Origin of the sequence: Acidocella sp. (assembly GCF_028687955.1) — a bacterium.
GTDB lineage: Bacteria > Pseudomonadota > Alphaproteobacteria > Acetobacterales > Acetobacteraceae > Acidocella.
Window position 1 is genome coordinate 14813 of sequence record NZ_JAQTZC010000002.1, and the last position, 13225, is coordinate 28037.

11 protein-coding genes are annotated in these 13225 nt (G+C 63.3%); 8 read left to right on the forward strand and 3 right to left on the reverse strand.

What is annotated here, in order from left to right; genetic code table 11:
- The 5 genes from PHE40_RS00380 (at nt 1) to fusA (ending at nt 6413) form a co-directional block, all read left to right on the forward strand.
- Nucleotides 1–621, forward strand: a complete 621-nt coding sequence (locus PHE40_RS00380; protein WP_299956382.1) for a TetR family transcriptional regulator — start codon at nt 1–3, stop codon at nt 619–621.
- Between the two features lie 48 nt (nt 622–669).
- Nucleotides 670–1131 (forward strand): phasin family protein, encoded by a 462-nt coding sequence (locus tag PHE40_RS00385; protein ID WP_299956385.1) that lies wholly within the window; start codon nt 670–672, stop codon nt 1129–1131.
- 70 nt (nt 1132–1201) lie between these two features.
- Nucleotides 1202–3373 carry an excinuclease ABC subunit UvrB gene (uvrB, locus tag PHE40_RS00390; RefSeq protein ID WP_299956390.1) on the forward strand — a complete coding sequence of 724 codons (2172 nt, stop codon included), beginning with the start codon at nt 1202–1204 and terminating at the stop codon, nt 3371–3373.
- Nucleotides 3374–3403: 30 nt separating this feature from the next.
- On the forward strand, nt 3404–4189 hold the full coding sequence (locus PHE40_RS00395; RefSeq protein ID WP_299956393.1) for an EipB family protein: 786 nt from the start codon (nt 3404–3406) through the stop codon (nt 4187–4189).
- Nucleotides 4190–4331: 142 nt separating this feature from the next.
- On the forward strand, nt 4332–6413 hold the full coding sequence (fusA, locus tag PHE40_RS00400; protein ID WP_299956396.1) for an elongation factor G: 2082 nt from the start codon (nt 4332–4334) through the stop codon (nt 6411–6413).
- 44 nt (nt 6414–6457) lie between these two features.
- On the opposite strand, the gene PHE40_RS00405 is transcribed toward fusA, so the two are convergent.
- From PHE40_RS00405 to ispH, 3 genes are read right to left on the reverse strand one after another with little or no spacing between them, the layout of a single operon-like run.
- Nucleotides 6458–7078 (reverse strand): DNA-3-methyladenine glycosylase, encoded by a 621-nt coding sequence (locus PHE40_RS00405; RefSeq protein ID WP_299956399.1) that lies wholly within the window; start codon nt 7076–7078, stop codon nt 6458–6460.
- A gap of 15 nt (nt 7079–7093) precedes the next feature.
- Nucleotides 7094–8242: an adenosyl-hopene transferase HpnH gene (gene hpnH, locus PHE40_RS00410; RefSeq protein WP_299956402.1), complete on the reverse strand. Its 1149-nt coding sequence runs from the start codon at nt 8240–8242 to the stop codon at nt 7094–7096.
- An 11-nt stretch (nt 8243–8253) separates the two neighbouring features.
- Nucleotides 8254–9207 carry a 4-hydroxy-3-methylbut-2-enyl diphosphate reductase gene (gene ispH / locus PHE40_RS00415; RefSeq protein WP_299956405.1) on the reverse strand — a complete coding sequence of 318 codons (954 nt, stop codon included), beginning with the start codon at nt 9205–9207 and terminating at the stop codon, nt 8254–8256.
- A gap of 312 nt (nt 9208–9519) precedes the next feature.
- On the opposite strand from ispH, the gene dxs reads away from it, so the two are divergent.
- The 3 genes from dxs to hpnI are packed head-to-tail and all read left to right on the forward strand — an operon-like array spanning nt 9520 to nt 13224.
- Nucleotides 9520–11451, forward strand: coding sequence for a 1-deoxy-D-xylulose-5-phosphate synthase (gene dxs, locus PHE40_RS00420; protein ID WP_299956408.1), 1932 nt, complete (start codon nt 9520–9522; stop codon nt 11449–11451).
- Between the two features lie 17 nt (nt 11452–11468).
- Complete coding sequence (locus PHE40_RS00425) at nt 11469–12095, forward strand: ABC transporter substrate-binding protein (RefSeq protein ID WP_299956411.1); 627 nt, start codon at nt 11469–11471, stop codon at nt 12093–12095.
- Nucleotides 12067–13224, forward strand: coding sequence for a bacteriohopanetetrol glucosamine biosynthesis glycosyltransferase HpnI (hpnI, locus tag PHE40_RS00430; protein ID WP_299956414.1), 1158 nt, complete (start codon nt 12067–12069; stop codon nt 13222–13224). The genes PHE40_RS00425 and hpnI overlap by 29 nt, the downstream gene beginning before the upstream one ends.
- The last annotated feature ends 1 nt before the right edge of the window (nt 13225 follow it).

Sequence of the window (13225 nt, forward strand, 5' to 3'; positions counted from 1 at the left end):
ATGACCGATAAGGATTTTGACCAGGCCCTGGTGAGCGCGGCGTTCGCCCTGGGGGCGCAGGACGGGTGGCGCAAGGTCTCCCCGGCTGCGGCGGCGTTGCACGCGGGGCTGGAGCTGGGTACGGCGCGGGCACGCTTTGGCTCCTGCGGCGCGATTTTGCGCAAGTTTGGTGAGATGGCCGATTGCCATGCCTTGCAGGGCGCCTTGGCGGAAGGCACCGTGCGCGACCGGCTGTTTGACACGTTGCTACGCCGGTTCGATTTTTTGCAGCTGCACCGCGAGGGGGTGGTGGCGTTGCTGGGATTCCTGCCCGCCGCGCCGCCACTGGGGCTTTGCCTGGCCCATGCCACGGTGGAGTCCATGGGGTGGCTGCTGGAGGCTGCGGGCGTCTGCGCCACGGGCCTGCGCGGGGAGGTGCGCAAGCGCGGCCTGGCGCTGGTCTGGGGCTACGGCGCGCGCGTCTGGCTGCGTGATGAAACGCCGGATCTGGCCGCGACCATGGCCGCGGTGGACAAGGCGCTGGCCCAGGCGGACGCTCTGGCCGTGCGCTTTGCCGCCCCGGCGCCCGCCGCGCCCGCCGTGGATTTGCCTTCCCCCCAGGCGGCTTCTGGGGTAGCGTGACGCAGGCCGGGGCTCCGGTCTGCCGCCAACGTGAAAAGGATATGATCCATGGCTGAAAAACCGACTTCCAAGCAAACAGGTTCCGCTTTCACCTTGCCCACTGCGATGAAGGACTTTGATTTCACTAAGTTCTTTAAGGAGATCAAGACCCCGGCGCTGCCCGACATGGAAGCCGTGCTGGCTGCGCACAAGCGCAATCTGGAGGCATTGTCGGAGGCCAACCGGGTGGCGCTCGAAGGCGCGCAGGCTGTCGCCCGCCGGCACATGGAGATCATGCAGTCCACCATGAGCGGCCTGACCGAGACGTTGAAGGATATCTCCGTGAGCGATGCGCCCGCGGCGCGCGCGGCCAAGCAGGCTGACTTGCTGAAGCAGGCGTATGAAAACGCGGTTTCCAACACCCGCGAGCTGGGCGATTTGATCCAGAAGGCGAATTCCGAGGCCATGGAGAAGCTCAACCACCGCTTCTCCGAGGCCATGAACGAAATGAAGACACTCTTCAAGAAATAGGCTTATCCTCAGCGGGCGGCGCCAGCCGCCGCCCCTTCCATTGCTTGGCGCGCGGGCCATATACTGCGCCATGTCCGCTTTTTCAGCCACTGCCCCGGTCACTTTCATCCCCGAGAAGCCATCGCCCCGCGCGCCGTTGAAGCCGTTGCGGGTGGTGTCCGAATTCGAGCCCAGCGGCGACCAGCCCGCCGCCATCGCGCAGCTGGTGGCCGGTATTGCGCAGGGCGAGCGCGACCAGGTTCTGCTGGGTGTCACCGGTTCGGGCAAAACCTTCACCATGGCCAAGGTGATCGAGCGTATCCAGCGCCCGACTTTAGTGCTGGCGCCCAACAAAACTCTGGCGGCGCAGTTATACGCGGAGATGAAATCGTTCTTCCCTGATAACGCGGTGGAGTATTTCGTCTCCTATTACGATTATTACCAGCCGGAAGCGTATGTCCCGCGCTCGGATACCTATATCGAAAAAGATTCCGCCATCAATGAGACGATCGACCGTATGCGCCACGCCGCCACCCAGGCGCTGCTGGAGCGCGGGGATGTGGTGATTGTTGCGTCTGTTTCCTGCATTTATGGCATCGGCTCGGTCGAGACCTACTCCAAGATGGTGGTGCGGCTGGAAACCGGCGGCAGCATTGACCGTGACACATTGGCCAAGGCGTTGGTGGATCTGCAATACCGCCGCAATGATGTCGCCTTCGCGCGCGGCTCGTTCCGCCTGCGTGGCGAGGTGGTGGATATTTTCCCCAGCCAGTACGAGGACCGCGCCTGGCGGGTTACGCTATTTGGCGATGAGATCGAGAAAATCTCGGAGTTCGACCCGCTGACCGGCGAGCAGACGGCGGTTCTGGAGAACATCAGCATCTATGCCAACAGCCATTATGTCACCCCGCGCCCCACGCTTACCCAGGCGATCACCCGCATCAAGCGCGAGCTGAAGGACCGGCTGGATGAGTTCGTCGCGGATGGCAAGCTGCTGGAAGCCGAACGGCTGCAACAGCGCACCACGTTCGACATTGAAATGATGGAAACCACCGGCGCCTGCAAAGGAATTGAAAACTACTCGCGCTACCTCTCGGGCCGCAACGCAGGTGAGCCGCCGCCGACGTTGTTTGAATACCTGCCGGAAAACGCGCTGCTGGTGGTCGATGAATCCCATGTCACCGTGCCGCAGATCGGCGGCATGTTCAAAGGCGATTTCTCGCGCAAATCCACCCTGGCCGATTACGGCTTTCGCCTGCCCAGTTGCATGGACAACCGCCCGCTCAAATTCGAGGAATGGGAGAAATTCCGCCCGCAGTCGGTGTTCGTCTCCGCCACGCCGGGGCCGTGGGAGCTGGAGCGCACGCAAGGGGTGTTCGCCGAGCAGATCATCCGCCCCACCGGCCTGGTGGACCCGGTAACGGAAATCCGCCCCGTCGAGCACCAGGTCGATGATCTGCTCGGTGAATGCAAGAAGGTATCCGCCCTGGGCGGGCGCGTGCTGGTCACCACGCTGACCAAGCGCATGGCCGAGGACCTCACCGAATACCTCACCGAGCAGGGCGTGCGCGTGCGCTACCTGCACTCGGATATCGACACGCTGGAGCGCATCGAGATCATCCGCGATCTCCGCCTTGGCGCCTACGATGTTCTGGTCGGCATCAATCTGTTGCGCGAGGGGTTGGATATTCCCGAATGCATGCTGGTCGCGATTCTCGATGCCGACAAGGAAGGCTTTCTGCGCTCCGTCACCTCGCTGGTGCAAACCATCGGCCGCGCCGCGCGCAATGTGGATGGCCGCGTGATCCTCTATGCCGATGTGATGACCCGCAGCCTGAAACAGGCACTGGAGGAAACCGCGCGCCGCCGCACCAAACAAACCGCCTGGAACGCGGCTCACGGCATCACCCCGCAGAGCATCCGCAAGAACATCGGCGAGGTCATCCATTCAGTTTTCGAGCAGGATTATGTCACCGTTTCGCCGGTGAAAGACTCCAGCCTCGATGAATTCGTCGGCAAGGACCTGGGCGCGACCATCGCCACGCTGGAGACCCGCATGCGCAAGGCCGCCGGCGACCTGGAGTTCGAGGAAGCGGCCCGCCTGCGCGACGAGATCAAGCGCCTGGAGGCGCTGGCGCTGGGCATCGCCCCGCCACCCCCGCCGCCGCGCGCGCCCAAAAACCGCGGCCCGGTGCCGATGGGGCCGGGCGGTGGCGGCTACGACCCGGCGCTGCGCAAGGGCAGGGGGCGCAATCGTGTTTGACGCCCCTCAAGGACAAGTCATTATACGCCCATGAAACTTCCCCTCGCTCTCCTCTGCCTGCTCGCCCCCGGCCTGGCCCATGCCGCCGGCCTCACGGGCCAGCACGCGCTCTACACCCTTGATCTCTCCAAGGTCCGCACGCATGACATCACTGGCGCCACCGGGCAGTTGAGCTTCGATGTGGTGGACGGTTGCACCGGCTGGGCCACCACCCAGCACATGACCCTGCTGGTGCGCGGCGTCGACGGCTCGTTGACCAAGACGGTGACGGACTACATCACCTGGGAGAGCAAGGACGGCAAAACCCTCACCTTCACCCTGCGCGAGCGCGACAACGGCGGCAAAGAGCAGATCGACGATGCCGGAACGGCCACCCACACCGCGGCGGACGGCTCGGGCATCATCGCCTACACCACGCCTGCCAACACCACGCTGCGGATGCCGCCGGGCACGCTCTTCCCCATGGCCCATACCGAGGCGCTGCTGGCCGCGGGCGCCGCGGGGGCCAAATTCATCTCGCCAACGCTGTTCGACGGCACCACGGCTGACGGCGCCCAGGCCACCTTCGTCGCCATTCTGGGCCACCACGGCCCCATGCCCAATATCTATCCGGCGCTGGCCGCCCTGCCGAGCGCCGATGTGGACATCGCCTTCTACGAACGCAAAAATGATGATGAAAACCCCGATTTCCGCAGCCAGATGCGCTATTTCGCGGATGGCGTGGCCGATGATATGAGCCTCGACTTCGGCGACTTCGTGATGACCGCGAAGTTGACGCACCTGAGCATCCCGCCTTCGCCCTGCGGTGCAAAATAACCCTGGCTCTTAATAATATAGAGGCGCCATGCGGGGAACGGGGTTGCCAAACGGCCCGCGCTGCCGCAAAAGCCGGGCAGCGCGCGCTGCTCGATGAGTGGCGCCGTACCCTTTTGTTTTTTCCTCGCCCGTGGAGGCTTTGATGGCTGATTTCGACCTTGGCAAGATCCGCAATATCGGGATCACCGCGCATATTGATGCCGGCAAAACCACCACAACCGAGCGGATTTTGTATTACACCGGCGTGTCGCACAAAATCGGCGAGGTGCATGACGGCAATACCACGACCGATTACATGGACCAGGAGCGTGAGCGCGGCATCACCATCACCTCCGCGGCCGTGACCTGCGAGTGGAAAGACCACCGCATCAACATCATTGACACCCCCGGCCATATTGACTTCAACATTGAAGTTAACCGCAGCTTGCGGGTGCTCGACGGCGCCATCTTCATCATCGAGGGCGTGGCCGGCGTGCAGCCGCAGTCCGAGACCAACTGGCGCCTGGCGGACCGTTACAACGTGCCACGCATCATCTTCATCAACAAGCTGGACCGTACCGGCGCGGATTTTTACCGCGCCTTCGCCACGTTGAAGGAGAAGCTGGACATCGTGGCGCTGCCCCTGCAGCTCCCCATCGGCATTGAGGACGGTTTCCTTGGCGTGGTCGACCTGATCGAGATGAAGGCGATCATCTGGGAAGGCGGCGAGCTGGGCGCGAAGTTCCATGACGAGGAAATCCCCGAGAACCTCAAGGCCCGGGCCGAGGAATACCGCCAGCTCCTGCTGGATACCGCGCTCTCGGTCGATACCGCGGCGATGGAAGAGTATTTCGACAAGGGCGATGTCTCCATCGAGACCCTGAAGCGCTGCATCAAGGCCGGCACCATCACCGGGGCCTTCCGCCCCGTGCTGTGCGGCACCGCCTTCAAGAACAAGGGCGTGCAGCCGCTGCTGGATGCCGTGCTTGATTATCTGCCGAGCCCGGTGGACGTTCCCGGCATCCGCGTTGCCCCGGAAGAAGGCCAGGAGGACGACCCGAACGCGCGCCGCATCAAGGCCGACCCGAACGCCCCGTTCTCCGGCCTCGCGTTCAAGATCATCAACGACAAATACGGCACGCTGACCTTTGTGCGCGTGTATTCCGGCACGTTGAAGTCTTCCGACACGGTGATGAACACCACCAAGGGCCACCGCGAGCGTATTGGCCGCATGTTCCAGATGCACGCTGACAAGCGCGCGGAAATCAAGGAAGTGCACGCGGGCGACATCGCGGCTTTCGTCGGGCTGAAGGATACCGGCACCGGTGACACCCTGGCCGCCGCCGAGGACCCGGTGGTGCTGGAGCGCATGGCGTTCCCGGTTCCGGTGATCGACATTTCCGTCGAGCCGAAGACCAAGGAAGGCATCGAGAAGATGACCCTCGGCCTGCAGAAGCTGGCGGGTGAAGACCCTAGCCTGCGCCTGAAGACCGACCAGGAAACCGGCCAGACCATTCTCTCCGGGATGGGCGAGCTGCATCTGGAAATCATCATCGACCGTCTGCGCCGCGAATACGGCGTGGATGCCAACATCGGCGCGCCTCAGGTGGCGTATCGTGAGACGATTTCCAAGGCGCATACCGAGACCTACACCCACAAGAAGCAGTCCGGCGGGTCGGGCCAGTACGCTGAAGTCAAGATCATTTTCGAGCCGCAGGAGCGTAACGAGGGCGTCCTGTTCGAGAACAAGGTCGTCGGCGGCACGGTGCCGAAGGAATACATCCCGGCGGTGGAAAAAGGCATCCGCAACCAGGCTGAAACCGGCGTGCTCGCGGGCTTCCCCACTGTGGACTTCAAGTACACCCTGGTTGACGGCAAGTACCATGACGTTGACTCGAGCGCCCTGGCATTCGAAATCGCCGCCAAGGCCTGCTTCCGCGAAGGCATGAAGAAAGCCAGCCCGATCATCCTCGAGCCGATTATGGATGTCGAAATCACCACCCCGCAGGACCATGTGGGCGACGTGGTGGGCGATTTGAACCGCCGCCGCGGCATGATCCAGAACCAGGAGTCCTCGGGCTCCACCATCATCGTGCGCGCGCATGTGCCGCTGAAGGAAATGTTCGGCTACATTTCGCATCTGCGCTCCATGACCAAAGGCCGCGCCTCCTTCACCATGCAGTTCCATCACTACGATCCGGTGCCGCGCAACATCGCGGACGAGATCATGGCGAAGAGCGCCTAATTTTACAGTACTGACACTGAAAACGGCGCCTTCGGGCGCCGTTTTTATTTGGCCTCTGGCTTGCCTAGATCCGCCGCCCGCCACAGATACAGCGCGGCCGTTGAGCGATACGGCGCCCACAACTCGCCAAGCCGTGCCAGCTCTTTTGGCTTGGGTTGCGCCGCCAGCCCATGCAGCAGCCGGTAACCCTCGCGCACGCCAAAATCATCCACGGGCAAAACATCCGGCCGGCGCAGGGTGAAGATCAGCAGCATTTCCACGGTCCATTGCCCCACGCCGCGAATCGCCGTGAGCCGCCCGATCAGTTCGGAATCAGTGAGGCGCAGCGCGCGGGCGCGCGAGGGGATGGTGCCATCGGCCGCCTTGGCGGCAATGTCGCGCAGTGCCGCCATTTTGCTGGCGGAGAACCCGCAGCCGCGCAGGGCTTCCTCGGGCAGGGCCAGCATGGCCGCAGGGGACGGCAGGGCGCCACCGCTAAGCATTTTCAGCCTGCCCAGAATGGCCTCGGCGGCGCGGGCGTGGAGTTGCTGGTGCGCCACGGCGGAGAGCAGGGCAGGGTAAGGCTCGGAAAATTGGGGCGGATCGCGTTTGATCCGCCCGATCCGCCCGATATGCGCGCCTAAAAGGGGGTCGGCGGCGCTCAGATGGGCGATGGCTTTCCTCATCGCCCACCCCGAACCTTATTCCGCTGCGACTCGCGCGGCTTTTTTCGCGTCGATTTCGGCCATTTTCGTCTCCACATGCTTGGAGAACACGAACTCGGCCTTGCGCGCCTTATCCAGCGGAATATCCTGCGCCATCGCGCCGTCCAGCTTCATGCCCTTGATCGCCAGCGCCGCCAGCTTCCAGGGTTTTTTCACTGAATCCATCACCGCGGTGGCCTCAAAACCGGAATGTACCATGCAGTCGGAGCATTTCTCATAATTGCCGACGCCGTATTTATCCCAGTCGGTGCTCTCCATCAGCTCCTTGTAGGTTTTGGCATAGCCTTCGCCCAGCAGGTAGCAGGGGCGCTGCCAGCCGAACACATTGCGCGTTGGGTTGCCCCAGGGGGTGCAGGCATAGCTCTGGTTGCCGGCCAAAAAGTCCAGAAACAGCGGGCTCTGGGTAAATTTCCACTTCTTGCCGCGCTTCTTGCTCTCCAGGCCGCGCTTGAAGATGGCCCGAAACAGCTCCTTGGTGCGGGTGCGGTTGAGGAAGTGCTCCTGGTCCGGCGCGCGCTCATAGGCGTAACCCGGCGAGGTCATCACGCCCTCAATGTCCATATCCGCGACGGTGTCGAGGAATGCCGCGACCCGGTCCGGGTCCGCGCCCTCGAACAGCGTGCAGTTGATGCTGGTGCGGAAGCCCTTGGCCTTGGAAAGCTGGATCGCCTCGACAGCGCGCTCATAAACCCCGTCCTGGTCGACGGATTTATCATGCATCTGCTTGTCGCCATCCAGGTGAATGTCCCAGCAGAAATTTTTGTGCGGCTTATACTGGTCGATCTTCTTCTCCAGCAGCAGCGCGTTGGTGCAGAGAATCACGTATTTGCCCATTTTCAGATAGGCGTCCACGATCTGCGGCATCTCCTTGTGCAGCAGCGGCTCGCCGCCGGCGATGGCGATAATCGGCGCCGGGCACTCGCGCGCCGCCTCGATGGCATCCGCCACAGAAATCCGCTGGTTGAGAATATCCGCCGGATAATCGATCTTCCCGCACCCGGAGCATGCCAGGTTGCAGCGGAACAGCGGTTCCAGCATCAACACCATCGGGTATCGCTTCACGCCGGTGATATGCTGCTTCACCACATAGGCGCCAACTTTAAGGGCCTGACTTAACGGAACCATGTTTGCTGTCCTTAGACTTCGGCCACTTCGGCCGGTAATTTGAATTTCACGTCTTCCGGCGTACCGGCCAGCAGCTCGATTTTTACCTGGCCGAACTGCCGCAGGCCTTCGATTACGCCTTGCACCAGCACTTCCGGCGCGGAGGCGCCCGCGGTGAGACCGACGGTGCGAATTCCCTCGAACCACGACGCCTGCAGATGCGCCGCATCGTCAATCAGGTAGCTCGGCCGGCCAAGCTCGGCGCCGATCTCCTGCAGGCGCTTGGAGTTGGAGGAATTCTTGCTGCCCACCACCAGAATCAGGTCCACCAGCTCGGCCAGGTGATGCACCGCCTCCTGGCGGTTCTGGGTGGCGTAGCAGATATCGCGTACATCCGGCCCCACGATGACGGGAAAACGCGCCTTCAGCGCAGCGATGATCCCGCGCGTATCATCCACCGAGAGCGTGGTCTGGGTGATGTAGGAGAGTTTCTCGGGGGTTTTTACCTGGAGCGCCGTGGCGTCCTCAACCGTCTGCACCAGGTAAACTGTACCGTCGATCTGGCCGATCGTGCCCTCAACCTCGGCGTGTCCGGCGTGGCCGATCAGCACGATCTCGCGGCCCTGCCCGGCGTAGCGGCGGCCTTCGGCATGCACCTTGGCGACCAGCGGGCAGGTGGCGTCAATCACCGGAAGTTCACGGGTTTTGGCGGCATTCTCCACCTTCCGGGCCACGCCGTGGGCGGAAAACACGGTCATCGCGCCATCGGGCACCTCGTCGAGCTCGTCCACGAACACGGCGCCGCGCGCCCGCAGGTCCTCCACCACATGGCGGTTATGCACAATTTCATGACGCACATAAATCGGCGGGCCGAATTTCACCAGCGCGCGTTCCACGATATCGATCGCGCGCTCCACCCCGGCGCAAAAGCCCCGGGGCTGCGCCAGTATCACACGCATCGATTTGGGAGGGGTTGTGCCGTCCATCTTAAGAATCCTGTTGCCGGTCTGTCACGCTGTTCATCTTTCTGATAGGTGCATTAGGTCATTGCCTGCCAATTCCGCAAGCAGCAGTGTAAGGTGTACCTTCATACCTGCTCTTCCGCGGCTGAACAAATCGGGCTGGCAGCGGGTTAAGGGGCGCTGGCAATTCGGTTGCGTGTCGCTTATGTGGCAGTAAATGAACGGTGAACCGGACGCTGTGCCTCTGCTGACACAGGTTTTGGTTATTTGGTTTGAGTGAAGGATAAAGAAGATAATGCGGATAACACTGGCGCGGCGTACCGGAGGATTGATCTGATGCCGCCGCGCACACCGCTTCTGGACCGGGTGAAATTCCCCTCCGACATGCGTAACCTTTCCGCCGAACAGCTCAAGCAGCTGGCTGATGAGTTGCGCGCCGAGACCATCGACACCGTTTCCGTCACCGGCGGGCATCTGGGCTCCTCGCTTGGCGTGGTGGAACTCACCGTCGCCATCCATGCGGTGTTCGAGACCCCGCGGGACCGGCTGATCTGGGATGTCGGCCACCAGACCTACCCGCATAAAATCCTCACCGGCCGGCGCGATCGTATCCGCACCCTGCGTCAGCCGGGCGGGCTCTCGGGCTTCACCCGCCGCTCGGAGAGCGAGTACGACCCCTTCGGCGCCGCCCATTCCTCCACCTCCATCTCCGCCGGGCTAGGCATGGCCGTGGCGCGCGACCTGAAGCACGAAGCAGACCCGCGCAATGTCATCGCCGTCATCGGCGATGGCTCGATGAGTGCCGGCATGGCCTATGAGGCGATGAACAACGCCGGGGCCATGAAGTCCCGCCTCATCGTCATCCTCAACGATAACGACATGTCGATCGCCCCGCCGGTCGGCGCCATGAGCGCGTATCTCTCCAAGCTGATTTCCTCACGCAGCTTCATGTCCCTGCGCGACTTTGCGGCCAAAATGGCGAAGCGCTTCCCCCGCACGCTGGAGCGCACCGCGCGCCGCGCCGAGGAATACGCCCGCGGCATCCTCACCGGCGGCACCTTGTTTGAGGAGCTGGGCTTTTATTATGTCGGCCCGGTGGACGGCCATAACCTTGAGCATTTGCTCCCCGTGCTCCGCAATATCCGCGATTCCGACAGCCACGAGCCGGTTTTGCTGCATGTTGTCACACAAAAGGGCAAGGGCTATGCCCCGGCCGAGGCGGCGGCGGACAAATACCACGGCGTCTCCAAGTTCAACGTCGTCACCGGTGAGCAGAACAAGGCCCCGCCCGGCCCGCCGAGCTACACCAACGTGTTCGCCAAGGCGCTGATCGCCGAGGCAGAAGCCAACCCCAACATCGTCGCCATCACCGCCGCCATGCCGCCGGGCACCGGGCTGGACAAGTTCGAGGCCAAATTCCCCGGCCGCATGTTCGATGTCGGCATCGCCGAGCAGCACGCGGTCACCTTCGCGGCCGGCATGGCGACCGAGGGCATGGCGCCCTTCTGCGCGATCTATTCCACCTTCCTGCAGCGTGGCTATGACCAGCTGGTGCATGATGTGGTGCTGCAATCGCTCCCGGTGCGCTTCGCGATGGACCGCGCCGGCATGGTCGGGGCCGACGGCGCGACCCATGCGGGTATTTATGATCTCTGCTTCCTCGGGCCGATGCCGCGCATGATCATCATGGCCCCCTCAGATGAGGCCGAGCTGATGCATGCCGTCGCCACCGCCGCCGCGATTGACGATCGCCCCTCCGCTTTCCGCTACCCGCGCGGCGAGGGCTTGGGCGTCGCTCTGCCCGCGCGCGGCGCGCCGTGGGAAATCGGCAAGGGCCGTATTGTGCGTGAGGGCGGCAAGGTCGCCATCCTCGCCCTTGGCCCGCGCTTGGCCGACGCCCTGCGCGCCGCCGACGAGCTGACCGCCCGCGGCTTTCCCACCACGGTTGCTGACGCCCGCTTCATGAAGCCGCTGGATATCGAGCTGGTAAGTCAGCTTGCCCGCCACCATGAGGTTCTCATCACCATCGAGGACGGCGCCGCCGGCGGTTTCAGCGCCGCTGTCGGGCATTACCTCGCCTGGAGCGGCGTGTTCGACTCGGGGCTGAAATTCCGGCCGATGACGTTGCCTGACAGGTTGATCGATCACAACACCCCGGTGGCGCAGCTGATCGATGCGGGGCTGACCACGGCTGACATCGTGGCGCATGCGATTGCGGCGCTGGGGGCGGAGACGCACTACGATCTGGTCGCAATTCCGGCACAGTGAGCAGCGATTATCACGCCATGAAAAATCTGTTTCGCAGCGCCGCGCTGGTTCTGGCGCTTGGATTCCCTCTGGCCGCCACGGCCGCCCCTCCGGAGGCGGCGCCGGTGAGCGCGCTGGACGCCGCGCTGCTGGCCACCATGAAAGCAGGCAGCGCCGGGCAGAGCTTCGCCGCGCGTTATGCGGCGCTGGACCCGGTGGTGAGGCAGACCTACAATCTGCCCCTGGTCACGCAAAATTCTGTCGGCTTCTCCTGGGCCACCCTGCCGGCCGCGCAGCAAAAGCAGCTCAGGGCGCTTTTTGAGCAGTTCACGGTGGCCAGCTATGTTAGCCAGTTCAAGGGCGAGGGCGCCAAATTCGTTCTGCTGCCCGCCGAAAAATCCCTAGGCGCGAGCAAGATCGTGGAAACCCAGATCGTCCCGGCTGACGGGAGCGCGCCGACTGAGATTGACTACGTCGTCGCCAACGGCCCCGCTGGCTGGCAGATCACCGATGTGCTGTTGGATGGCACCATCAGCCAGGTCGCCGTCCATGCGTCGGATTTCAGCGCGCTGGTCAGTGGCGGCGACGCCGTGAGGCTGATCGCGGCGCTGCGGGCCAAGATCACCACGCTTTCCGGTGGCACTCTCACCCCCAGCGGCCAGTAAGTTGCACATTCTCGCCGGGATTGCCGGGTTCTGTGCGCTCATCGGCGTGGCGCAGTTGCTCATCGGCACGGAGTTGATCCGCCGCTTCTGCGCTGCACCCGCGCCGGTGCCGTCCGCCTATCCGCCGGTTTCCATCCTCAAGCCGCTCTGCGGGGTGGAGCCGCTCACCGAGCTGGCGCTGGAGTCGTTTTTTCTCATTGAATACCCGCAATTCCAGCTGGTATTCGGCGTGCAGAGCCCGGTTGACCCGGTGCTGGAAGTTGTTGAGAAGCTGCGCGCCCGCTACCCGGATCGCGATGTCGCCGTGGTGGTGGATGACACTTTGCACGGCGCTAACCGCAAGGTTTCCAACCTTATCAACATGTATCCCGCCGCCCGGTACGAGACGCTGGTGATGTCGGACGCCGATATCCACGTCCCGCCCTATTTCCTCGACCGTGTGGTGGCGGCGATGGCCGAGCCCGGCGTGGGGCTGGTGACCACGCTTTACACCGGCCTGCCGGGCACGCCGCACCTGGCGACGCTGATGGGCGCCAACCAGATCAACTACACCTTCCTGCCCGGCGCCCTGCTGGCGCGCAAGCTCGGCCGCCAGGATTGCCTGGGCGTGACCATGGCGCTCACCAAAACCGTGCTGGCACAGGTGGGCGGGCTGGCCGCGGTGGCCGATAATCTGGCCGATGACCAGGTGCTGGGCCGGCTGGTGGTTGCCCGCGGCTACAAACTCACCCTGGCGCAGGTCATCCCGGCGACAACCGTGCCCGAGCACGATTTTGCCGTGCTGTTCCGCCACGAGCTGCGCTGGGCGCGCACCATCCGCGCGCTGGTGCCGGTGTCCTATGCCGCCTCGGTGCTGCAGATCTCGCTGTTCTGGTGCCTGCTCGCCCTGGTGTTTTCCGGCGGGGCGGCCTGGGCCTGGATATTGCTCATGGCCGTGCTGGGCGTCCGCTATGCGGCCGCGCGCGCCATCGATTCCGCCCTCGGGCTTGCCAAAGCCGGTGATGCGTGGCTTTTCCTGGTGCGTGATTTTTGTTCTTTTGTTATTTATGTTGCCAGTTTTACAGGTGACAAAGTCCACTGGCGTGGCCAGATCATGCAAGCCGACGCCGGCAAAATATTGCCGCATTGAA

What these genes read in the sequence shown, in the direction of transcription:
- dxs (WP_299956408.1), top strand. Translation starts at nt 9,520, where the DNA reads ATGCCGCCGCGCACACCGCTTCTGGACCGGGTGAAATTCCCCTCCGAC.
- ispH (WP_299956405.1), bottom strand. Translation starts at nt 9,207, where the DNA reads ATGGACGGCACAACCCCTCCCAAATCGATGCGTGTGATACTGGCGCAG.
- uvrB (WP_299956390.1), top strand. Translation starts at nt 1,202, where the DNA reads ATGTCCGCTTTTTCAGCCACTGCCCCGGTCACTTTCATCCCCGAGAAG.
- PHE40_RS00395 (WP_299956393.1), top strand. Translation starts at nt 3,404, where the DNA reads ATGAAACTTCCCCTCGCTCTCCTCTGCCTGCTCGCCCCCGGCCTGGCC.
- PHE40_RS00385 (WP_299956385.1), top strand. Translation starts at nt 670, where the DNA reads ATGGCTGAAAAACCGACTTCCAAGCAAACAGGTTCCGCTTTCACCTTG.
- fusA (WP_299956396.1), top strand. Translation starts at nt 4,332, where the DNA reads ATGGCTGATTTCGACCTTGGCAAGATCCGCAATATCGGGATCACCGCG.
- hpnH (WP_299956402.1), bottom strand. Translation starts at nt 8,242, where the DNA reads ATGGTTCCGTTAAGTCAGGCCCTTAAAGTTGGCGCCTATGTGGTGAAG.
- PHE40_RS00405 (WP_299956399.1), bottom strand. Translation starts at nt 7,078, where the DNA reads ATGAGGAAAGCCATCGCCCATCTGAGCGCCGCCGACCCCCTTTTAGGC.
- PHE40_RS00380 (WP_299956382.1), top strand. Translation starts at nt 1, where the DNA reads ATGACCGATAAGGATTTTGACCAGGCCCTGGTGAGCGCGGCGTTCGCC.
- PHE40_RS00425 (WP_299956411.1), top strand. Translation starts at nt 11,469, where the DNA reads ATGAAAAATCTGTTTCGCAGCGCCGCGCTGGTTCTGGCGCTTGGATTC.